The organism is Roseixanthobacter psychrophilus (genome assembly GCF_043195195.1).
Lineage (GTDB): Bacteria > Pseudomonadota > Alphaproteobacteria > Rhizobiales > Xanthobacteraceae > NCEH01.
Genome location: NZ_JBAFWT010000021.1, coordinates 1 through 21,816 on the forward strand (window position 1 = coordinate 1; position 21,816 = coordinate 21,816).

Here is a 21,816-nt window from a genome sequence, read left to right on the forward strand (position 1 = left end):
CGAAAATCAGCGGAACGGGAGAGGCGCTGGAAGATTTTGATATTGTTCCCTATTCGACGCGAGACTTTGAGGCCCGGCTGGTTAACCTATCGAAGGATATCGCTCCATCAGAGTCGGGCCATATCTCCTTCACACCGCAAGCAGTCGCCTCACCCAAGAAACGCCCTTATCCGCCACGCTTCCAGGGATTGGAGGTGGGAGACGTTATGGTTCAGTCGCCGCCGGAGGAAGTCATATATTCGTATCGCCCGCCGCAGGGCGAAAGGAATATCCTCAAGCGCTTCAAAGAAGCAGGACAAGCCTTGAACACTGCGGGAAATCCAACCGCATTCACTTACTCTCCAACCGACATAGCGGAGCATGCCAGAGCATCGGGCTTGGCGGCGGAAGTTGTGGCCAAAGTCGAAGGCGGCGTTGTTAGGGTCACGCCTCTGGCACCAGATGCGATGCTGCGCCTTCCCGCAGCCATAAGCAATTTCTCGGGGCGGATTTCTGCCCGGGCCTCTACAGCGACGCGGTCGGTTGGAGCGTTGAAGATCATGGTCGACGGCAATCCGGTAGCGGAACTCCCGCTGGGGGACGTGACACGGACCTATTACTTCTCAGGATCTGGACACGAGATTTCTATCATTTCGGATATTCCCAGTGCGTCATATATAATTAAAAAGATCGTATTGCGCGACGCCTGGTCGCAATAAGGGGTGGAGGGATTACGGTGGATGTCGGAACGCAAAGTGACGTCCGGCATCTCGGCCATGCGATGCGTTCCACAGGCCAATGCTGAGCGTGCACCAACCTCGCCCTTGATCCTGAGCCGCGTCTGGCTGGTGCCGCGACAGGGCGGCGCATCCACCGCGGCCTTCGGGCGGATGCAACGCTCCAAGGGCCGTCAGCTCGCTTTCGAAGGGAAAGAGCCTCTTCCGAATGCATATGCACGCGAATCGCCGCCAAAGATGCGCTTACCCCATTGGCACGCCCCTCGCCGAGACCGCGATCTAAATTCCATTCTCTCCCTGGCATGACCTATGGGCATGTTTCTTCTCACGCATTTTCTATCTCGCGGCGCGTTTAATTCGCGCGATACACGCCATGAGCGGTTGACTCCCCTGACATTTCAGCCACGATCTGAACACTGAATTCCGAATTCAGTGAAGGCTCGCCAAAGCCGAAAACAAAGATCAAGCGGGAGAAAACTCATGATCGCATCACGCCTCGTGATCGCGGCCCTATGCGCCGTCGTGGCCGGGCCTGCCCTCAGCCAGACCTTGCCCCCCATCAAGATCGGCGTGCTCAACGACCGCACCGGAATCTATGCCGATTTTGCCGGCCAGGGCTCTGTCGTCGCGGCCCAGATGGCGGTGGAGGATTTCAAGAAGACCCATCCCGACCTCAAGGTGGAGATCGTCGCGGCCGACCACCAGAACAAGGCGGACGTCGGCTCGGCCATCGCCCGCAAATGGTATGACGAGGACGGCGTGGACATGATCGTGGACGTGCCGAACTCGGCCGTCGCTCTCGCTGTCAACGAAGTCTCCCGCGAGAAGAACAAGATCCTCATCGTCTCCGGCGGCGGCACGTCCGACCTCACCGGGCCGAAATGCGCGCCGAACACCATCCACTGGACGTTCGACACCTGGTCGCTCGCCCACGGCACCGGCAGCGCCATGGTGAAGCGGGGCGGCGATACCTGGTTCTTCATCACCGCCGATTATGCCTTCGGCCATGCGCTGGAGCGCGATACGGCCAAGGTGGTGACGGAATCCGGCGGCAAGGTGCTCGGCAATGCCCGCGCCCCCATGGGCGGCTCGGACTTCGGCTCTTTCCTGTTACAGGCGCAGGGCTCCAAGGCCAAGGTGATCGGCCTCGCCAATGCAGCGGCGGACACCACCAACACCATCAAGCAGGCGTCCGAATTCGGCATCACCCAGGGCGGCCAGAAACTCGCGGGCTTGCTGATCTTCCTCACCGACGTGCACTCGCTCGGCCTGAAGGTGGCGCAGGGGCTGGTGCTGACGGAAGCCTTCTATTGGGACCAGAATGAAGGCACCCGCGCCTTCTCCAAGCGCTTCGGCGAACGCATGAACGGCGCCATGCCCACCATGGTGCATGCCGGCGTCTATTCCGCGCTCACCCATTATCTCAAGGCGGTCGAAGCGGCAAAGTCCAAGGATTCGGCCAAGGTCGTGGCGCAGATGAAGGCGATCCCCACCGACGATCCGCTGTTCGGCAAGGGCGAAGTGCGGGCCGACGGTCGCCACATCCACAACATGTATCTGTTCGAGGTGAAGACCCCGGCAGAATCCAAGGGCGAATGGGACATCTACAAGACCCTCGCCACCATCCCCGCAGCCGAAGCTTTCCGCCCCATGAGCGAAGGCAACTGCCCGCTGGTCAAGAGCTGACCGCGGCGCCAGGTAGAGGCGCGCACGGGAACGCGCATCATGGCCGGGTTCAGTCCGGCCATGATGGCATCTCTGCAAAACGCCCCTCCCTTTCCTGTCCCGCTTACGGGGAGGAAAGGGACGGGAGCGGACTAAGAGAGGGAGAAGTTGGCCCGTCGTGCAGCCATTCCACGCAGGCTCCCGGCGCGGCGCGATGCCTTCCCCGGGGCGGAGGCGGGATAAGGTGCCCTCAGGCGGAGACCTTGGCCTGCATCTTGGTCTGGCTCGCCAGGAAGTCGGCGGTGTATTCGCAGTATGTGCCGATGATCCAGGGGATCATGCTGCGCTTGCGGTCATCCATGGGCGAGATCTTGCGGGCGGGGCTGCCGCCCCAAAGCCAGCCGCCTTCCAGCACTTGCCCCGGCTCGGTACGCGCACCGGCCGCCAGCAGCACGTCGGGCTCGAACACCGTGCCCGCCGCCACATGGCTGCCCATGCCGACCAGCACGCCGGTGCTGATGGTGCAATTCTCCAGCATCACATTGTGGCCGATGACCGCGTCGGCGGCCATGACGAACGGCCCGCTGGTGCAGCGGATGATGGTGTTGTCCTGGATGTTGGAATTCTCGCCCAGCACGATCTCGCTGTCGCCGGCATCCAGCTCGCAGGAGAACAGCACGCTGGAATGCGCGCCGGCCCGGAACGTGCCGGCCACCGTGGAGGTTGCGGCAATGAAGGTGGTGGGATCGATCTCCAGCTTTGCCGGCGCGCGGGGCGGCGCAAGCCGCTCGCTCGGCACCGCCTTCACCAGCGCGGCGCGGCGTGCGATCTCGCCCGGCTCCACAGGGCGCACCGGCTTTGCCGGAATGCCGGCATAGACCATGCCCGCCTCCAGCTTGGAGCGCGGGAAGGCGACGGCGCCCGCTTCCAGGATCACCCCGTCTTCCACCACCGAGCCATCGAGGATGACGGCATTTTCCTCGATCACGCAGTCATTGCCCACGGTGCAGGCATGAACCACGCCGTTGCGTCCCACGGTGACGCGATCACCGATCAAGGCGGGATAAAGCTCATGGGCGATATGCACGGTGCCGCGATCGCCGATGAAGAAATCGGCGCCGATTTCCACCACATGCCCGTCCGCCCGCAGCAAGGCGAGCGCGCCGAGGGAGGCGCGCGGCCCGAGCGTCACCCGGCCGATCACGGCGGAACGCGCGCCGGCATGGCGCAGATCGGGCATGACAGGCAGAATGCCGTGATAGGGCAGGATGAAGGGCGGGGTGGACAACAGGTCACTCATGCGGTGCTCCCTTGCAGGCGATCCGCCAATACCACGGCATCACGGGCCATGGCTTTAAGTTCGTCCTCCGCGAGGCGGTTTGCCACCTGGCCGCAGAAGGGCTCGAACTCGGCGAGATCGCGTGCCCCCAGCATCCGCGCGAAGAAATAGCGGCGCAAGGCCAACCGCTCATGCCCGCACGCGACGCTATGCGCCAGGAGCAGGCGCGCCGCCCCCACGTCGCCGCCGCGCGCCCGCATGCGCGCGGCTTTCACTTCGTCCCGCTTCAGCCGCATGGTCAGAAGACCGGGGTTTCGCGATAGACCCCCCACACACCTTTCAGCTTCTCCACGATGTCGCCCATGGTCGCGCCCTCGCGCACCAGGTCGATGGTGACGGGCATGATGTTCTGGGTGTCGTCCTTGGCCACCTCGACCAGGCGCTCCAGCAACGCGTTGACCTTCACATTATCGCGTTCGCGGCGGATGCGCTGGGTGCGCGAAACCTGCCGCTCGGCGGTGGTCTGATCGTAAGGATGGGTCTCGATGTCGTGGACCTCCTCCGTCTCCACCAGGGTGTTGACGCCGATCACCGGCTTCTCGCCCGATTGCTTGCGCAAGGCGGTCTCATAGGCGAAGTCGGCGACGCGCTTCTGGAACCAACCTTCCTGGATCAGCTTGATGGCACCGCCTCGCTCGTCCACCTCGGCGATGATGTCCATGATCCGCTTTTCGTACTCGGTGGTCAGTGCCTCCACGAAATAGGAGCCGCCGAGCGGATCGATGACCTGGGTGACGTTGCTTTCCTCGGCGATCACCTGCTGGGTGCGCAGGGCCATGCGCATGGCTTCCTCGGTGGGGATCGCAAAGGCCTCGTCGAAGCCGTTGGTGTGCAGCGACTGGCACCCGCCCAGCACCGCCGAGAGCGCCTGCAGCGCCGTGCGCACCACGTTCACCATGTATTGCGGCTTGGTGAGGGAGGCGGCGGCGGTCTGGCAATGGAAGCGCAGGCGCATGCTCTCGGGGTTCTTGGCGCCGAACCGCTCCTTCATGATCTTGGCATAGCAGCGCCGCACGGCGCGGAACTTCGCCACTTCCTCGAAGAAATCGGCCTGGCAGACGAAGAAGAAGGCGAGGCGCGGGGCGAATTCGTCCACATGCATGCCGGTCTTCGTCACCTCCTCCACATAGACGATGAGATTGGCGAGGGTGAACGCCACTTCGTCCACCGGCGAGGAACCGGCTTCCGAAATATGGTAGCCCGAGATGTTGATCGGATTGTAGCGCTTCATGGTCTTGGCGCAGTGGGTGATGCAGTCGCGCACGATGCGGACCGAGGGCGCGATGGGATAGATATATTCCTTCTGCGCCATGTATTCTTTGAGGATATCCGCCTGGACGGTCCCCGAAAGCTTGTTCAGATCGTAGCCGCGCTTTTCCGCCAGCACGATGTACATGGCGAGCAGTATCCAGGCCGAGGGATTGATGGTCATGGAGACCGAGATCTTCTCAAGGTCGATGCCCTCGAACAGGGCCTCCATGTCCTCCAGCGTGTCGATGGCGACGCCCTCGCGCCCCACCTCGCCCTCGCTCATGGGATGGTCGCTGTCGTACCCCATGAGGGTCGGCATGTCGAAATCGGTGGAAATGCCGGTCTGGCCTTGGGCGATCAGGTATTTGAAGCGCTTGTTCGTATCCTCGCCGGTGCCGAAGCCGGCGATCTGGCGCATGGTCCAGTTGCGGGAACGGTACATGGTGGGATAGGGGCCGCGCGTGAAGGGATAACGGCCCGGCAGGCCGATATCCTCCGGCGGGGTTTCCGCGAGATCGGCGGCGGTATAGGTGCGCTTCACCGGGAAATCGCCGAGCGTGAAGAATTGCTCCTTGCGCTCCGCCTGCTTCTTCAGGAAGGCGGCGACTTCGTTTTCTTCCCAGTCGCGCACATCATCGCTGAGCTTGGCGAGGGTGCGGGTCTCAAGCATGCTCATCTGCGAGTTCCTTCTGGGCGGACGAGAGCAGCATCTCGTTGGCAAGGGTGTAGGGATCGCTCTCGCGGCGCTGGAGGCGCGCGGAGAGCTTCGGGGCCAGGCGCTCCGCCGCAGCGGTGAAGCGCTCGATCAGGAGATTTTCCGCCGTCTTCACGAGGCGGAAGCGGGCGATGCGGGCGAGCCGCGCGAGGCCGGTCTCGGTCTCGAAGGCGACGCGGCGATGAGCCTGGACCTTGGTGAGGAGCTGCGCGAACCCCTCCCCGCTGATGGCCGAGACGCCGACCACGGGCACCGCCCATTCCCCCTTCGCGGAGGTGAGGGCGCCGAGCGTGAGCATACTCTTGAGATCGGTCAGCGTGCGGTTGGCGTCGGAACGGTCGCATTTCGACACCACATGGATGTCGGCAATCTCCAGTATCCCGGCCTTGATGGCCTGGATCTCGTCGCCGAGGCCGGGGGCGGAGACCACGACCGTCGTGTGGGAGGCGCGGGCGATCTCCACCTCGTCCTGCCCCACCCCGACGGTCTCGATGATCACCGTGTCGAAGCCGCCGAGATCGAGGATGTCCACCGCGTCCAGGGCCGCGCGGGCCATGCCGCCCATGGCGCCGCGTGTCGCCATGGAGCGGATGTAGATGCCGGGATCGGTGGCGAGTTCGGTCATGCGTACCCGGTCGCCGAGGATCGAGCCGCCGGAGAACGGGCTGGAGGGGTCCACCGCGACGATGCCCACCTTCAGGTTCTGCTCGCGCAGGAGCTTGGCGAAATGGGCGACGAGGGTGGACTTGCCCGAGCCGGGCACGCCGGTGATGCCGATCACATGGGCCTTGCCGGCGCGGCGATAGACCGTGGCGAGCGCTTCGCGCGCTTCCGGCGTGCCGGATTCCGCGCGCGAGATGAGCCGGCCGATGGCGCCCATCTCGCCGGCTTCCACGCGTGGGATCAGCTCCAGCGAGGGAACATAGCGGCCCATCAGGCACCCCCCGCTTTAAGCTGGGCGTGCATGTCGCGGAACACGGCGCGGTCGTCCACCACGCGGCGGGCCTTGAAGTCCGTGCGCGGCAGCGTGCCGCCTTCCACGATCTCCACCACGGTGCGCAGACCGAGCAGCTTCTGCATGGATCTGGCGATGTCGCCGCGGAATTTTTCCATATGGTCGCGGCCAAGGGCGAGCGTCATCGCGTCCGCCTCCACCCGCAGCACCAGTTCGTCCATGGTGGCTTCGCGGGTGATGACGATCTGGTGCTCGCCGCCGTAGCCGGCGGTCTGGTTGAGCACGGAATCGATCTCGCTTGGATAGACGTTCTCGCCGCGGATGGTGAACATGTCGTCGATGCGCCCGAAGATGCCGAGCGGCAGGCGCGGATAGGTGCGCCCACAGGGGCTGGGCTCGTCGGTCCACAGCGTGAGATCCCCCGAGGCAAGGCGGATCATGGGCTGGGAGGTGCGCTCCAGATGGGTGTAGACTGGGGTTCCCCGCTCGCCATAGGGCACGCGGCGGAAGCTGTGGGGGTCGCAGACCTGCGTATAAACCACATCCTGCCAGCACAGCATGCCGGGCGTCTGCGCCGAGCCGCCCACATGCATCCAGGGCGTCATCTCGGCCATGGAGCCGCTGTCGAACACCTTGGCGCCATAGAGATCCTCGATGCGGTCCCGCACGCCGGGAATGGAGGCGCCGGGCTCGCCGGAGAAGAACATCACCCGCAGGCCGAAATCGCGCGGATTGAGACCTTCCTTGATCGCGGTTTCCGCAAGGTGCAGCGCATAGGTGGGGGTGCCGTAGAAGCCGGCCGGCTTCATGGCGGCGAGCCATTGGGCACAGCGCACGCTCATGCCCGGCGCGCCGGCGCCGAACGGGAACGCCTTGGCGCCGAGCCGCTCGGCCCCTGCGAGCGCGCCCCAGGAGCCCATGTAGAGGCTGAAGATGGCGGCGACGCAAACCATGTCGCCGGGGCGCAGCCCCATCGCCCACATGATGCGGGCATGGGCATTGGCGATGGCGCGCCAATCGTTGCGGCCGATGGCGAAGGCGGTGGGCCGTCCGGTGGTGCCGGAGGTGCCGTGCACGTGGAAGACTTCCGCGTCGGGCACGCACAGATAATCGCCGAACGGGGCATGCGCTGCCTGGCTGGCCCGCAGATCCGCCTTGGTGACGACCGGCACCTTGTCCTCGAAATCCTCCAGCGACTTCAGGTGCGAGGGGTGAAAGCCCGCTTCGTCCCATTTGCGCCGGTAGAACGGGGAGCTGTCATAGGCATAAGCGCAGACCTGCTGCAGGCGGGCGAGGATCGCCGCCTCGCGGTCGGCGGGATGCATGGTTTCGCGCTTGGGAAACCAATGTCGCGCGTCGGACGGCGGCAGATAGGTTTCGTCATAGCGCGGCGGGAAGGACCAGTCTTCCATGGGGCCCTCCGGGCTCAGCGCGCGCCGCGCTCGGTGACGAGCCGTTCCAACGTGGCGACGATGGCGGCGGGCGGCGTGTCCTGAAGCAGGACCTCCTTCACGCCCATCTCCTTCAAGGCGACCACGTCCTCGTCCGGCATCACGCCGCCGGCGACCACGATCAGGTCGTCCACGCCCTTCTCGCTCAAGAGCTTGAAGATCTTCGGAAACACCGTGAGCTGCACGCCCGACAGCAGGCTGACGCCGAGCACGTCCACGTCCTCCTGGATCGCGGCGGTGACCACTTCCTCCGGCGTGCGGTGCAGGCCGGAATAGATCACGTCCATCCCCGCATCGCGCAGGGTACGGGCAACGACCTTTACGCCGCGGTCGTGTCCGTCGAGTCCCACCTTGGCGAGAAGCACCCGAATCGGTTGAGCCATTTCCATCCCCGTCCTATTATTGAATTCTGAATTCCGAGTTCAACAAACGGTCGCAGGTTCCCGCGAGATGGTCAAGATGGAAAACGGCGCGCACACGGGATATGCAGATTTGATGGAATCTCTGGCCGCACCGAAACGACTGGTCGAACAGACCTACGACGTCATTCTCGACGCCATCTGCGACGGCACCCTGAAACCGGGGGAGCGCCTGACGCAGGAGGACATCGCCGCGCGCCTCAATGTCTCGCGCCAGCCGGTCACCCATGCTTTGGTGATCCTGCGCTCCCAGGGTTTCGTTATCGAATCGGGCAAGCGCGGCGTTTCCGTCGCGCCGGTGCAGCCCGAATTATTGAAGGCGATCTACGAATTCCGCTCCGCCGTGGAGCCCCTGGCAGCCGAGCTGGCCACCGCCCATCTCAAGCCGGAGCACATCCGCAAGGGGCGGGACCTGGTGGTGCACGGGCGCAATCTGGTGCTCGCCAACGACCAGAAGGGCGTGGTCCATGCCGACATGGAGTTCCACTCCTTCATCTATGACCTCTCGGGCAATTCCCTGGTCATCGATACGATGCGCCTGAACTGGCAGCATTTGCGCCGCGCCATGGGCGAGATCCTCTCCTTTCCCGGCCTCTCCATCCGCGTGTGGCGCGAGCATGAGGAGATCCTGGAGGCCATGATCCGCGGCGAAGCGAAAGTCGCCGCCGAACTGATGCGCAACCATCTGGTCGGCGCTTACCGCCGCGTGATGATGGGCGATAAGGACATCACCTGAGCCGTGCCCGCACGCGGCGCCCAAAAGAGAGGCATCCCCCCGCGCCCGGCAGTACGGACCCGTGCATGCGCGTGCGTGGCACGTGCATTGCCTCCGGTTTTGCAAACCGATCCGACCCCAACGGAACCTGAATAATGGCGAATCTGACGATCGACGGCGACCGCCTCTGGGCCGCGCTCATGGAAACCGCTCGCTTCGGCGGCACCGAGAAGGGCGGCATCAACCGCCTCACCCTGACCGAGGAGGACCGGCAGGTCCGCGACTGGTTCAAGGACGCCTGCATCGCCGCCGGCTGCACCGTTTCCGTGGATGAAGCCGGCAACATGTTCGCGCGCCGGCCCGGCCGCGACAATGCCCTTCCCCCCATCTGCATCGGCTCGCACCTCGATACCCAGCCCACCGGCGGCAAGTTCGACGGCGTGCTGGGCGTGCTGGCGGGGCTGGAGGTTCTGCGCGCGCTGCAGGCGAGCGGCTACGAGACGCTGGCGCCCATCGAGGTGGTGAACTGGACCAATGAGGAAGGCTCCCGCTTCGCCCCCGCCATGCTGGCCTCGGGGGGCTTTTCCGGGGTGTTCGAGAAAGACTATGTGATGGACCAGCGCGACCGCGAGGGCATCCGCTTCGGCGATGCGCTGGACGCCATCGGCTATCGCGGCGAGAAGCCGCTCGGCGGCCATCCCATGTCGGCCATGTTCGAACTGCACATCGAGCAGGGGCCGATCCTGGAGGCCGAGGGCAAGACCATCGGCGTGGTCACCGGCGTGCAGGGCATCCGCTGGTACGAAGCGACCATCACCGGGGTGGATTCCCACGCCGGCACCACGCCCATGGCGCGGCGCAAGGATGCGCTGCTCGGCGCCGCCAAGGTGGTGGAGATCGTCAATGCGGTGGGCCTCGCCCATCCTCCGCTGGCGGTGGCGACGGTCGGGCTGATGGAAGTGAAGCCCAATTCGCGCAATGTCATTCCGGGCGAAGTCTTCCTCACCATCGAGATGCGCCATCCCGACCAAGGCGTGCTCGACACCATGCATGCCGAGCTGTGCGCGAAGATCGAGGCGGCGATTTCCGCCCTCGGCCTGACCCTCCAGCTCGACTGCATCCTGAACGCCCCGCCGGTGCATTTCGACGAGAGCCTGGTCTCCACCATCCGCGCGGCGGCGGAGACGCTCGGCTACGGGCATCGCGACATCGTCTCGGGCGCCGGGCACGATGCCGCCTATGTCGCCCGCGTCGCGCCCACCACCATGGTGTTCGTGCCCTGCAAGGACGGCATCAGCCACAATGAGGCGGAAGACACCTCGCCGGCCGATTGCGCCGCCGGCGCCGCGGTGCTGCTGAATGCGGTGCTCGCCTTCGACGCGAAGCTGGAGGCGCAGGCGAAGGGATAGGAGGCGCGGGGAGCGAACCATCCGGCCCGAGTTCTGCGACAAAAATTCTCTCATTTTTCAGCGCCGAGCAATCTGTCGCTGAACTTAGGATTTTTGCCCCCATGCGCGCGCAAAACCAGGCGTTCAAACTTGGTAAATCAGGCCTGTTGCATCAACGCCTTTAGCGTCAACTCCACCAGCCTGCCGGCCTTGTGCCCACTCGCACCACTGACGACCGGGCTGTAAGACAGCGCTACAATGATCGCAACGATTTCCTCGGGCGTGCAGGGCAACCGATGGTCGGGAAAGAACGGCCGCATGGCTTCACCGATGCTACGCCAGTTCTTGCTGAAGAGCGCCGCATACCGTTCGTCCAAGGTGCCGTTTCGCCGCGCCTGCTGCATCGCCTCGAACATCAGGACGGCCAAGCTTTGGGTCTGGCTGCGCTCTTCCGCCCATTCCGACACGATCTCGATCAGTCCGGATGTAGAAGAAGCCATCTCGATACGCTTGATCAGGATCGGCGTTATCGTGTCGGCTTGAGAGGCGATAATCTCAAGGAACACATCTTCTTTAGAAGTGAAATGCGCATAGAACGCGCCGCGACTGTACCCCGCCTCTTCGCAAATGACTTCGATCGTTGCTCTGGAATAGCCCTCCTGCAAGAAGGTCTTCAGGGCGGAATCGAGCAGCCTTTCGCGCGTAAGCGCCATGCTCTCTGTCCGCGTCAGGCGCGGTTTTCTCGCTTTGGTCGGCTTCATACCGGTAGATTAGCATTGCCGCATCCAGATACACAGTGTATCTGGATGCGCAACGGATATGATTCCCGTGCTGCAGAGTAGGACCGTTTGTGCCGAACCCGCGCCATCGCCCCCAGTCGCCACATCTGACCATCTGGCGTTGGCAGATACCGGCCATTGCCTCGATCACGCATCGCATAACCGGGGTTGGTCTGTACTTTGTCGGAATGCTGATGTTCACCTGGTTTCTGGTGTCATTGGCATCGGGCCCGGATGAATATGCGGTCTTTTGCTCATTTGCCGGAAGCTGGTTTGGGCAATTCATCCTGATTGGCCTGACATGGGCAGTGTTCCAACACATGGCCTCGGGCGTCAGGCACCTCTTTATGGATACCGGAACCGGTTTTGGGCGTGTTGTTTCGCGTCACTCGGCCACAGCCACGTTTGTTAGCTCGATAACTCTTACTGTTTGTTTGTGGCTTTACATTTGGCTGACGTAGAGAACACCGGGCTCGGTTGCCTCCGTTCAAACCTCGCGAAAGTTACGATTAAAGCGACGCTTGAATTTCTGACTTTTGCAACGCGGAAGAAAACCCGTCGGAACCGACCCCTCAGCCCGCGCCCTGCTCCACCCGCGCGAACGCCTGCTTCAGCACGTCGGGCGAGATCGGCGCGGCGAAATTGCGGATATAGGGCGCGGTCTCCCACGACACCTCGACGATCCGCTCCACCGCCGCCGCCACATCACCGATGCCGAACGCGGCGAGCGACACCGGCAGGCCGAGACGCACGCAGAACGCCCGCACATCGGCGAGGAAGGCATCGTCGCGCCCCTCGGCGGCCAATTGCACCAGAAGGCCGAACGCCACCTGCTCGCCGTGCAGCGCGCGGCCCATGTCCGCGATGGCGGAGAAGCCGCGCGTCAGCGAATGGGCGATGGAGAGGCCGCCGCTCTCGAACGCGAGCCCGCTGAGCAGGATGGTGGCCTCCACCACATCCTCCACCGCCGCGTCGGCCTCATGGCGCGCCACCGACGCCAGCGCGGCCTCGCCCTCGGCGCGGATGGTGCGGTAGCAGGCATCCGCCGCCACCAGGGCGAGACGGGTCGGCCGGGCCTTGTAGAAATTCAGCCCGCCGGCGCGGTGGCATTGCTCCACCTCGAATTTCTTCGACAGCGCATCGCCGATGCCGGCCGCGAAGAAGCGCGCGGGGGCCTTTGCGATCACCGTCGTATCCACCAGCACCACGTCGGGATTGGCACTCATGAGCCGCACTTCCGACAGCACGTGCTCCGGCGTGTAGAGCACCGCGAGGCGCGAGGTGGGGCTGTCGTTGGAGGCGATGGTGGGCACGATGATGACCGGCACGCCGAGCGCCATGCGCACGCCCTTGGCGGTGTCGATGGCCTTGCCGCCGCCGACCCCGATCACCAGGTCCGCGCCGGCCGCCCGCGCCTGCGCGGCCAAGGCGTCGATCTCGCCCGCCGTGCATTCCCCCGCGAATGCGGCGACGTGTGCCTCTTCGCAGCCGGCGAGTTCCGCGCACAGCCGCGCGCCGAGCAATTGGGTGACCACCGCATCGGCCACCACGAACGGTCGGCGCCCGTAGAGGGCGGCGAATTCGCCCAATCGGGCCAGCGCGCCCGGACCTTGGACATAGCGATGGGGCGAGCCGAAAGCGCGAAGCGTCATGAACCACCTGTGGAGATGCCCGGCGCGCGGCCGGGCCTTGCCGGGAAACCTGCCATCAGCCCTTCACCGCACCCGCGCCCAGGCCCTGGATGAAATATTGGCTGAGCAGGGCGAAAGCGCCGAACAGCGGCAGCGCGATCAAGGTGGAGCCGGCCATGATCTCGCCCCAGCGCAGATCGAACGAACCCACCATGGAGGCGAGCCCGACCGGGATCGTCTTGTTGGCGTCCGAGCCGATCATGATGAGGGCGAAGGTGTAGTCGGTCCACGACAGCAGGAAGGAGAAGATGGCGACCGTGATCAGCCCCGGCAGCGACAGCGGCAGCACCACCCGCAGGAACGCGCCGATGCGGGTGCAGCCATCCACCATGGCGGCCTCCTCCAGCTCGAACGGCATGCTCTTGAAGAAGCCCCACAGGAACCATACGCCGAGCGGCAGGGTGAGGGTGAGATGGGAGACGATGACGCTGGTCAGCGTATCGCCCAGCCCCACCTTGGCGAAGAAGGAGAATAGCGGAATGGCGATCAGCAGCGGTGGGAACATATAGGCATAGAGCATCGCGCCGACGATCAGCTTCTTGCCAGGCATGCGTTGGCGCGTGACCGAATAGGCGATCATGATGGAGAACACCATGGTGATCACCACCGTGACCACCGCGACGATCACGCTATTCATGAATTGCGTCGGATAATCCGTCAGCTCCAGCAGGTTCCAATAATATTCGAGCGTGAACGGCCCCGGGACGAGCGACGTGCTGGTGAGCAGCACGCCGGGCGCGCGGAACGAGGACACCACCATCCAGTAAATCGGGAAGGCCGAATAGATCGCGATGACGAGCGCCGCGAGATAGAGCGCGAGGCGGCCAGGCAGGGAGCGGACCATGAGCTTCACTCCGTATCCAGCGGGAACAGGTGGAAATAGATGAACACCGTCACCGACAGGATAAGGAAGGAAATGGTGGCGATGGCCGCGCCGCCGCCGATATCGAACAGCGAGAAGGCGGTGCGGTAGGACAGAATGGCGAGATGCTCGGTGGCGCCCACCGGGCCGCCCTGGGTGAGCAGCCAGATCACGTCGAACTTGTTGAACATCCACACCGCCCGCAGCAAGACGATCACGGTGAGGATCGGCTTCAGCATCGGCAAGGTAATGTGAAAGAAACGCTGGACGGCGGTGGTGCCGTCCACCTTGGCGGCTTCATAGAGCGAGGCCGGCACGGTCTGCAGGGCGGCGAGGAAGGTGGTGGTGACGAACGGCGTCCACATCCACACGCTCACCAGGATCACCGAGGCCATGGCCGCGCCCGGACTTTCGAACCAATGCACCGGCGGCAGGCCGAGCGCGGCGATCGCCGCCGTGAGCACGCCGATGGAGCCGTCGACCATCCATTTGAAGGTCAGCACCACGACCACTGTGGGCAGAAGATAGGGCAGGATGGAGAGCCCGCGCACGATGTTGCGGCCGGGAAACACCTGGTTCAGCACCAGGGCGAAGCCGATGCCCAGCACCACTTGGAAGATGATGGTGCCGAAGGAATAGACGAAACCATTGATCAGCGCATGCCAGAAGCTCCATTGCGAGAGCACGCGGATGTAATTGTCGGCGCCCACCCATTTCGGCGTGCCGACGAAGGAATCCATCTGGTAGAAGCTCAGCGAAATCGCATAGACCACCGGCGCCACGATCAGCAGGATCGTCACGGCGAGCCCGAGCCCCAGGAAAGAATAGATCGTCGCTTTGGAACTCACCTCGGGCGCCTCGCAGAAGATTGGGAGAAGACATCGTCGCGAGCGCCGCCCCTCCCCACAGGCGGGAGAGGGACGGCGCGCTTGGGCCGGACGACGAAGCGCTAAGCGATCACCTTACGCAATCACTTGACGCATCTTGTCGGCGGCGATCTTCACGCAGTCGGCGGAAGCCATGTTCTTGAGACACTTGTTCTGCAACATCTCCGGGAACACGAAGGCCTCGAAGATCTTGCCCGGCCGCAGGTCCGGCTTCGGCCCCTGCGTGTCGATGGAGGTGAGAATCATGTTCTTGTCGGTGAGGAAGGAGCGCATGGTCTCCACCGCCGCATTGTGCTTCTCGATCAGCGGATGGGCGCGCCAGCGCGGATCCTCATAGACGTCGAGGCGCGGCGGCTGGAAGTGCAGCGGCGCGGTGTGCAGGAAGTTGATGTACTGGGTCTCGGTGAACCACTTCATGAACTTCATGGATTCATCGGAGTTCGGGGTCTTCAGCACCACCCAGCCGTCATATCCGTGGTTGACCGCCTGATGTTTCCCGGCGGAATCCATATAGGGCATGATGCCGTACTTGTCGGCGAGCTGCGGCGCATTGCGCTCCAGGGTCTCGATCATGCGGCCGGCATAGGCGGAATGGGCCACCTTGTCGGAGGTGAAATTGGAGAGCACCTCGCCGAAGCTGGCCTGGCTGGTGCCCGGTGGCATGGTCTTGTAAAGCTCGCCGAAGAAATCGAGATAGCGCGTCACGCGCGGGCCGATGTCGGCGCTGTCGAACACGATGTTCCACTTGTCGTCGAAGATTTTCACGCCCTCGGCCCACATGAAGCCCGGCGAGAGCCAGTTGGTGGCGCCGTTGGAGCCGATGGGATAGAGCGCGCCGAACCGCCCGTCGCCGTTCAGCTCCTGCGCGTTCTTCAGGAAGCCGTCCCAGGTCTTGGGCACGGAGAGGCCCTTCTTTTCGTACAGGTCCTTGCGATAATAAATCCAGGCGAGATTATAGTCGTAGGGATACCAATAGACCTTCCCGTCGATGGGGAAGAGAATGTTCGGGCCCCATTTGTACTTGTCGGTCAATTCGTTGAGCGGCATCAGATGCCCCTCGGAGGCGAGGATCAGCACGTGGCCGACGAAGGCAAAGGTGGCGATGTCATAGGGCGTGCCGCCGCGCAGCGAGGTGGTCACCTTGGTGAAGGCGCCGTCCAGCGGCACGGAATCGATCACCACCTTGGTGCCGAACTGCTTTTCATATTCGGCCGCCGCCACCTTCAGCGCGCGGATGCTGTCGATGGAGGTCTCGGTATTGAGGAAGCGAATGGTCTTCGTGCCCTGGGCGTGCACCGCCGGGGCGCCGATGGCACCCGCCGCGAGCCCCGCCGCCGCGACGCCGGCGCCCTTGAGAAGCGAGCGGCGGGATAAGCCGCCGGAAGTGGTCTTGGTCTCGTCCATGGTGGCGTTCCTCCCTATGGTCCGGCCTTTTTGGCCTTTGACTTACGCGTGACGCGATATTCCGTGCGCGGCTGTGGTTTTACGCAGCCGGTCTGTGCCCGCTTGCGGCACGCCCTGCGTTCAGCCGCGCGCCGGTGGCCTTGTCGAACACGTGCAGCCGCTCCGCCTGGAACGACACCGGCAGGCTGGTGCCGTGGCGGATCTGGTCGGAGCGGTCCATCAGCACCCGCAGGCGCAGCCCGTTGAGTTCGCCGATGCAGAGCGTCTGCGCGCCGAGCTGCTCGATCACCGCCACGTGGAAGGCATGGGCGCCCGGCCCTTCCCCCACGCGGATATGTTCCGGCCGCACGCCGAGCACGATCTCGGCGCCCTCGCGCGCCGCAACGTCCGGCAGCGGCAGGGAGAAACCGGCGGCGGTGAAGCGCCCGCCCTCGATGCGCCCGTCGAGGAAGTTCATTTCCGGCGAGCCGATGAAGCCGGCGACGAACTGGTTCGCCGGCCGGTCGTAGACCTCCAGCGGCGCGCCCACCTGTTGCACGTGCCCATCGCGCATGATCAGGATGCGGTTGGCGAGCGTCATCGCCTCCACTTGGTCATGGGTGACATAGATCATGGAGGTGCCGACCTCCTGGTGCAGGCGGGCGATTTCCTCGCGCATGCGCACCCGCAGCTTGGCGTCGAGGTTGGAGAGCGGTTCGTCCAGCAGGAACACTTGCGGGTCGCGCACCAGCGCCCGGCCGAGCGCCACGCGCTGCATCTGCCCGCCGGACAATTGCTTGGGCTTGCGCTCCAGATAGGGATCGAGCCCCAGCATGGTGGAGGCCGCCCTCACCCGGCGGTCGATCTCCTCGCGCTCCATCTTGCGCATGCGCAGGCCGAAGGCGAGGTTCTCGTAGATGGTCTTGTGGGGATAGAGCGCATAGTTCTGGAACACCATGGCGATGTTCCGGTCCTTCGGCTCCAGCTTGGTGACGTCGCGCCCGCCGATCTCCACGCTGCCGGAGGTGATCTCCTCCAAGCCCGCGACCATGCGCAGGGTGGTGGATTTTCCGCAGCCGGAGGGGCCGAGGAACACCACGAATTCTCCATCGGCAATGTCGAGGTCCACGCCGTGCACGGCCACCGCCGCGCCATAGGCTTTGCGCACCTGTTTCAGGCTCACCCGTCCCATGTGTCACTCGCTTCTCGAAAGGGGAAAGGCGCGCATCATCGCGCCTCCACGAACGCGCGGATGCGATGATTGAGCGGTGCCATCGCGGCCTGCACATCCACATAGATTTCATGGCCGCGCGCATAGAGCGCGGCGCGTTCGGGATCGGGCTTGGCGCGCGAGACCACATGGATGGCGCGTTCGGCGTCCCGCTCGTCGGCATAGAGGCCGACACCGACCCCCGCCAGAAGCGCCGCGCCGAACGAGGCATCGGCGACCGCGGGCAGTTCCACCTCCACGTTCAGCACGTCGGCGACGATCTGGCGCCACAGCGCGCTTTTCGCGCCGCCGCCGGTGAGGCGGGCGGTGGTGAAATCGAGGTCCTTCGCCCGCAGCGCCAACAGGCAGTCGCGCAGCGAATAGGCGATGCCCTCATAGAGCGCCCGCACGAAATGGCCGGGGCCGTGGTTGAAGCCGATGCCGACATAATCGGCCCGCAGCAACGGGTCCCAATGGGGGCTGCGCTCGCCGTTGAGATAGGGATGGAAGAACAATCCCTCCGATCCCGGCGCCACCTTTGCGGCGGCCTCGTCCATGGCGGAAAACACCGCCCCGCCGTCCTCGCCGGGACGGCGATAGAAGGTGTCGCGCAGCCATTTGTGGGCCGAGGCGCAGGAATTGGTGGCGGCGATCACATACCAATGGTCGGGCACGATGTGGGGATAATTGATCACCGTGAAATCCGGCCGCGCATACGGCGAAAGCACGCTCACGGTGGCCGCCGTGGCGAGCTTCACCACGCCCAGCCCCTCGCGCACCATGCCGGCGCCATAGGTCTCCGTAGCGGTGTCGGAGGTGCCGCACACCACGGGTGTGCCTTCCGCGAGCCCGGTGGCCCGCGCCGCCGCCGCCGTGACGGCGCCGACTACGGATTTCGCCGGCACGATGGGCGGCAGGGTGTGCATCGGCCAGCCGATCATATCGCACAATTCCTGTGACCAGCCGCCGGTACGGGCATCGGCCATCAGGGTGCCGACCGCGTCGATCGGGTCGGTCTCCCAGGTGCCGGTGAGCTGGGCGCGCAGCCAATCCTTGGCCACATAGAGCCGATGCACGCGGGCAAAGGCTTCGGGCTCGTGGCGGCGCAGCCAGGCCATCTGCGGCAGGGTCCAGGTGGGGTTGGCGCGGTTGGCGCCGATCTCCAGAATGCGGGCGTCCGCCATCTCCCGCAGTTCACGCGTCTCGGCGCCGGAGCGCTGGTCGTTCCACAAGATGGCAGGGCGGATCACCGCGCCGGCCTTGTCCTCCAGCACCTGGGTGTGGGCGCCGGCGGAAAACGCCACGGCGGCGATGGAACGGGGATCGGCGCTCGCCGCCTCCACCGCGCGCGGCACCGCTTCGCACACCGCCCGCCACCAATCGTGCGGGTCCTGCTCGCTCCAGCCGGGATGGGGGCTGGAGGTGGCGATGAGGGCGGAGGCTTCGGCCACCAGCGTGCCGTCGGCGCGGATCACGCTCGCCTTCAGCGAGCCCGCGCCAAGATCGATGCCGAGCAGGAGATCACCCGCCATGGATCATCTCCACGCTTGCGCCACGCTCAACCATTGCGCACGTCCCGCGCGCCGGCGGCCGGGCGCAGGCCGAGCTTGCCCGGATTCATGAGATTGCCGGGATCGAGCGCATCCTTGATGGCCTGCAGCACGCCGAGCCCCGTCCCCAATTCGCGCGCGATCCACGGATTGCGGAACACCCCGACCCCATGATGATGGGCGATGGAGCCGCCATGGTCGAGGGCGAGGGTCTGCAGCGCCTCCCACAGCCGGGCATGAAGCGGCAGGGCCTTGGCTTCCTCCATGGGCGGCAGGCGGATGGTCATGTATTGGCACGCCCCCTCGGGATAGATGTGCGACCAGTGGGCGCCGAAATGGATGTCGGGATAAATCTCCCGCACCGCCGCGACCATGGCCGCATACATGCCGGGGATGGCGGACCAGTTTCCCGTGACCTCCACCGTGTCGTTGTAATAGCCCGCCGCCTGCCATTTCTGGGAATAGGCGACGTAGCGGTTTTCCTTCCAATGGTGGAACGGCCCGTCCGGGCCGATTTCGGCGCCGTGGGCGCGGGCGATGGCAAGCGCCGCGTCCTGTTCCGCGCTGACCACCGGCTCGGCGCCCGAGAACACCAGGATGGCGAGGATCGGCTTGGTCTTGAACAAGGCGATGTCGGCGGTGCGCTCGGCGCTTTCGGCGGCGTCATAGATGCGGGCGATGGTGGGCCGCAACTCCGCCTGCATGATGCCGCGCGCGCTCTCCCAGGCGGCCTCCAGCGAGGGGAAGGCCAGCACCACGCCGCGCTCGACTTCCGGCAGCTTCCACAGGCGCAAGGTGAGTTCGGTGATGATGCCGAACGCGCCCTCGCTGCCCACCAGCAGGTCGCGCAAAGAGGGGCCGACGGAGCGCCGCGCCACCGGGCGGATCTCCAGCGGCGTGCCGTCCGGCAGCACCGCCTTCAGCCCCACCACCATGTCCTCGATCTTGCCGTAGCGGCTGGACGCCTGCCCGCCGCCCCGGCAGGCGGCCCAGCCGCCCACGGTGGAAATCTCGATCGATTGGGGCAGATGGCCGGTGGTGAACCCCTCGGCGTTCAGCGCCGCCTCGAACACCGCGCCATTCATGCCGGCCTCGACCGTCACCATGGCGTTGACCGGGTCGATGGAGACGATCTTGTCCAGCAAGCGCAGGTCCACCATCACCTCGCGGCCGAGCGGAATGGCGCCCCCCAGCACGCCGGAGCCGTTGCCGAACGGGATCAGCTGGATTGAGCGGTCATGGGCGAACCGCACCACCTGCGCCACCTCGGCGGCGGAGCGCGGACGCACCACCAGGCGCGGCATCACCCCGGCGAGCTTGCCGGAGCGGGCGCGGAAATTGGCGAACGGCAGCCGGTCGTGGGCATAGGCGCTGCGCGCCTCCAGTTCGGTCAGCGTATTGTCCGCCCCGACGATCGCGGCGAACTCTGCCGCCAACGCGCTGTCGGCCTGATCCGCATCCTGGTTCGCGGCGATGGCTGGCCCGGTCATGTGCACCTCTCGCAAGCGGAGGCGCAGACGTGCTGGCACATGCGTGCCGACATCTTGGCGTCCTCCCGTTTCAGTCTTCTCGTTCGCCGCGATGGCCTTGACGGCTTGTTTCACGTCTGAACAATCGTTTGTTCAAAGCTGTCAGACGCAACCCATCCCGTCAAGCGGCTTTATTGGAGGGTCCCTGCGAGGGAGGGGCCGCGGCGCAGGAAAGCCGCGCTCAGCGCGGCGCGGGGCCGGTGGAGGCGCGCGGCATCAGCGCGCCGGGCGGCAGCGGCGGCACCGCCTCCGGCGCCTCGCCATTGAGGCTGCGGATCAGCAGCGAGGCGGCGACCCGCCCCATTTCCTCGGTCGGCATCATCACCGTGGTGAGTGCGGGATAGAGCATGCGCGCCACCGGCGCGTCGTGCAGGCCGAGCACCGAGACATCCTCGGGAATGCGGATGCCCTGCTCGTGCAGCACCACCATGGCGCCCGCCGCCGAAACCAGGGTCGCGGCCAGCACCGCCGTGGGCCGCTGCGCCAGCAGGTCGCGCATCGCTGCCATGCCGCCTTCCGCCGTATAGCCCGCCACCGCCACCAAGGCGGGATCATAGACGATGCCGGCGGCCTCCAGCCCCTCGCGATAGCCCTGCTGGCGCTCGGCGGCGTTGAAGCCGCCGGCCCGGCCGGCGAGATGGGCGATGCGCCGGTGGCCCAGCTCCACCAGATGCTCCACCGCCGTGCGCGCCGCCGCGCGGCTGTCCAGCACCACGCTCAGCGGCGCGCCCGGCAAGGTGCGGTTGAGCAGCACATAGGGCACCTGCGCCGCCTTCAGGTCGGTGCGCAGCACCGCGTCATCATCGAGGCTCGCCACCAGCAGGCCGTCCACCCGGTTCATCTGCGAGAGCTTGGCGATGGTGGAGGCCGCCGCCCCCGGCTCGCGATGGGAGATCAGCAGCGAATAGCCAAGGTCCGCCGCCGCCAGCTCGGCCCCGCGAATGGCCGAGGCGAATACCGGATTGTCGAGCTGCGGCACCAGGATGCCGAGGGTATAGGTGCGCGCCGTGCGCAGGCCCCGCGCCAGGGGATTGGCGAGATACTGCATCTCCTCGGCCACCTTGAGGATGCGGGCGCGGGTCTCCTCGCGCACCCGCTGGGTCGCCTCGCCCCGCAGCACGCGCGAGGCCGTGGACATGTCGACCCCGGCCACGCGCGCCACGTCGGCAAGCGTCACCCTGGCCAGTGTCACTCGCGCCATGCCGACCCCTGACCCATCTCCCTGCCCCGCGCTCGATCGCGGGGCGAAGCTTACATCGCGCCCGCATCCACCGGCAATGGGACGCATTTTTTTAGCAATTCAGAAATTCT

Annotated in this window: 20 protein-coding genes; 5 read left to right on the top strand and 15 right to left on the bottom strand. The window is 65.3% G+C overall.

Features of this window, described 5'->3' with window-relative positions:
- Together V5F77_RS17580 and V5F77_RS17585 are read left to right on the top strand one after the other, a co-directional pair.
- Positions 1 to 698, top strand: a 698-nt coding sequence (locus V5F77_RS17580) for a hypothetical protein (protein WP_429006637.1), incomplete at its 5' end; no start/stop codon positions are given.
- A gap of 498 nt (positions 699 to 1,196) precedes the next feature.
- Positions 1,197 to 2,402, top strand: a complete 1,206-nt coding sequence (locus tag V5F77_RS17585; protein WP_429006638.1) for an ABC transporter substrate-binding protein — start codon at positions 1,197 to 1,199, stop codon at positions 2,400 to 2,402.
- Positions 2,403 to 2,631: 229 nt separating this feature from the next.
- Here V5F77_RS17585 and V5F77_RS17590 read toward each other — a convergent pair whose 3' ends face one another.
- Genes V5F77_RS17590 through V5F77_RS17615 form a run of 6 tightly spaced genes read right to left on the bottom strand, consistent with a single transcriptional unit; the run spans position 2,632 to position 8,475 of the window.
- The gene (locus V5F77_RS17590; RefSeq protein ID WP_429006639.1) at positions 2,632 to 3,681 is read right to left on the bottom strand and encodes a gamma carbonic anhydrase family protein; all 1,050 of its coding nucleotides are present in this window, start codon (positions 3,679 to 3,681) and stop codon (positions 2,632 to 2,634) included.
- On the bottom strand, positions 3,678 to 3,956 hold the full coding sequence (locus tag V5F77_RS17595; protein WP_429006640.1) for a hypothetical protein: 279 nt from the start codon (positions 3,954 to 3,956) through the stop codon (positions 3,678 to 3,680). The genes V5F77_RS17590 and V5F77_RS17595 overlap by 4 nt, the downstream gene beginning before the upstream one ends.
- Before the next feature lie 2 nt (positions 3,957 to 3,958).
- Positions 3,959 to 5,647 (bottom strand): methylmalonyl-CoA mutase family protein, encoded by a 1,689-nt coding sequence (locus V5F77_RS17600; RefSeq protein ID WP_429006641.1) that lies wholly within the window; start codon positions 5,645 to 5,647, stop codon positions 3,959 to 3,961.
- Complete coding sequence (gene meaB / locus V5F77_RS17605; protein ID WP_429006642.1) at positions 5,634 to 6,620, bottom strand: methylmalonyl Co-A mutase-associated GTPase MeaB; 987 nt, start codon at positions 6,618 to 6,620, stop codon at positions 5,634 to 5,636. Before meaB ends, V5F77_RS17600 begins: the two co-directional genes overlap by 14 nt.
- Positions 6,620 to 8,053 carry a phenylacetate--CoA ligase family protein gene (locus tag V5F77_RS17610; RefSeq protein WP_429006643.1) on the bottom strand — a complete coding sequence of 478 codons (1,434 nt, stop codon included), beginning with the start codon at positions 8,051 to 8,053 and terminating at the stop codon, positions 6,620 to 6,622. Before V5F77_RS17610 ends, meaB begins: the two co-directional genes overlap by 1 nt.
- Positions 8,054 to 8,067: 14 nt before the next feature.
- On the bottom strand, positions 8,068 to 8,475 hold the full coding sequence (locus tag V5F77_RS17615) for a cobalamin B12-binding domain-containing protein (RefSeq protein WP_394083697.1): 408 nt from the start codon (positions 8,473 to 8,475) through the stop codon (positions 8,068 to 8,070).
- Between the two features lie 112 nt (positions 8,476 to 8,587).
- Between V5F77_RS17615 and V5F77_RS17620 the strand changes: the two genes are divergently transcribed.
- Both V5F77_RS17620 and V5F77_RS17625 read left to right on the top strand, forming a co-directional pair.
- Complete coding sequence (locus tag V5F77_RS17620) at positions 8,588 to 9,247, top strand: GntR family transcriptional regulator (RefSeq protein WP_429006644.1); 660 nt, start codon at positions 8,588 to 8,590, stop codon at positions 9,245 to 9,247.
- Between the two features lie 134 nt (positions 9,248 to 9,381).
- The gene (locus V5F77_RS17625) at positions 9,382 to 10,635 is read left to right on the top strand and encodes a Zn-dependent hydrolase (RefSeq protein ID WP_429006645.1); all 1,254 of its coding nucleotides are present in this window, start codon (positions 9,382 to 9,384) and stop codon (positions 10,633 to 10,635) included.
- 137 nt (positions 10,636 to 10,772) lie between these two features.
- Here the strand turns inward: V5F77_RS17625 and V5F77_RS17630 are convergent, their stop codons facing one another.
- The gene (locus V5F77_RS17630; RefSeq protein WP_429006646.1) at positions 10,773 to 11,327 is read right to left on the bottom strand and encodes a TetR/AcrR family transcriptional regulator; all 555 of its coding nucleotides are present in this window, start codon (positions 11,325 to 11,327) and stop codon (positions 10,773 to 10,775) included.
- A 137-nt stretch (positions 11,328 to 11,464) separates the two neighbouring features.
- Here V5F77_RS17630 and sdhC point away from each other — a divergent pair, with 137 nt between their 5' ends.
- Positions 11,465 to 11,854, top strand: coding sequence for a succinate dehydrogenase, cytochrome b556 subunit (gene sdhC, locus V5F77_RS17635; RefSeq protein WP_429006647.1), 390 nt, complete (start codon positions 11,465 to 11,467; stop codon positions 11,852 to 11,854).
- Positions 11,855 to 11,965: 111 nt separating this feature from the next.
- Here the strand turns inward: sdhC and V5F77_RS17640 are convergent, their stop codons facing one another.
- From V5F77_RS17640 to V5F77_RS17675, 8 genes are all read right to left on the bottom strand, one after another.
- Positions 11,966 to 13,045, bottom strand: a complete 1,080-nt coding sequence (locus tag V5F77_RS17640; protein ID WP_429006648.1) for a glycerol dehydrogenase — start codon at positions 13,043 to 13,045, stop codon at positions 11,966 to 11,968.
- A gap of 55 nt (positions 13,046 to 13,100) precedes the next feature.
- A complete protein-coding gene (locus tag V5F77_RS17645) occupies positions 13,101 to 13,928 on the bottom strand; it encodes a carbohydrate ABC transporter permease (RefSeq protein ID WP_429006649.1) in 828 nt (275 codons plus the stop codon).
- A gap of 5 nt (positions 13,929 to 13,933) precedes the next feature.
- A complete protein-coding gene (locus V5F77_RS17650; RefSeq protein ID WP_429006650.1) occupies positions 13,934 to 14,794 on the bottom strand; it encodes a carbohydrate ABC transporter permease in 861 nt (286 codons plus the stop codon).
- A 114-nt stretch (positions 14,795 to 14,908) separates the two neighbouring features.
- Positions 14,909 to 16,237, bottom strand: a complete 1,329-nt coding sequence (locus V5F77_RS17655) for an ABC transporter substrate-binding protein (protein ID WP_429006651.1) — start codon at positions 16,235 to 16,237, stop codon at positions 14,909 to 14,911.
- 79 nt (positions 16,238 to 16,316) lie between these two features.
- The gene (locus tag V5F77_RS17660; protein WP_429006652.1) at positions 16,317 to 17,408 is read right to left on the bottom strand and encodes an ABC transporter ATP-binding protein; all 1,092 of its coding nucleotides are present in this window, start codon (positions 17,406 to 17,408) and stop codon (positions 16,317 to 16,319) included.
- Positions 17,409 to 17,443: 35 nt separating this feature from the next.
- Positions 17,444 to 18,958 carry a xylulokinase gene (gene xylB / locus V5F77_RS17665; protein WP_429006653.1) on the bottom strand — a complete coding sequence of 505 codons (1,515 nt, stop codon included), beginning with the start codon at positions 18,956 to 18,958 and terminating at the stop codon, positions 17,444 to 17,446.
- 26 nt (positions 18,959 to 18,984) lie between these two features.
- Complete coding sequence (locus V5F77_RS17670) at positions 18,985 to 20,466, bottom strand: FAD-binding oxidoreductase (protein WP_429006654.1); 1,482 nt, start codon at positions 20,464 to 20,466, stop codon at positions 18,985 to 18,987.
- Between the two features lie 220 nt (positions 20,467 to 20,686).
- Positions 20,687 to 21,706 carry a LacI family DNA-binding transcriptional regulator gene (locus V5F77_RS17675; protein ID WP_429006655.1) on the bottom strand — a complete coding sequence of 340 codons (1,020 nt, stop codon included), beginning with the start codon at positions 21,704 to 21,706 and terminating at the stop codon, positions 20,687 to 20,689.
- Positions 21,707 to 21,816: the final 110 nt, after the last annotated feature.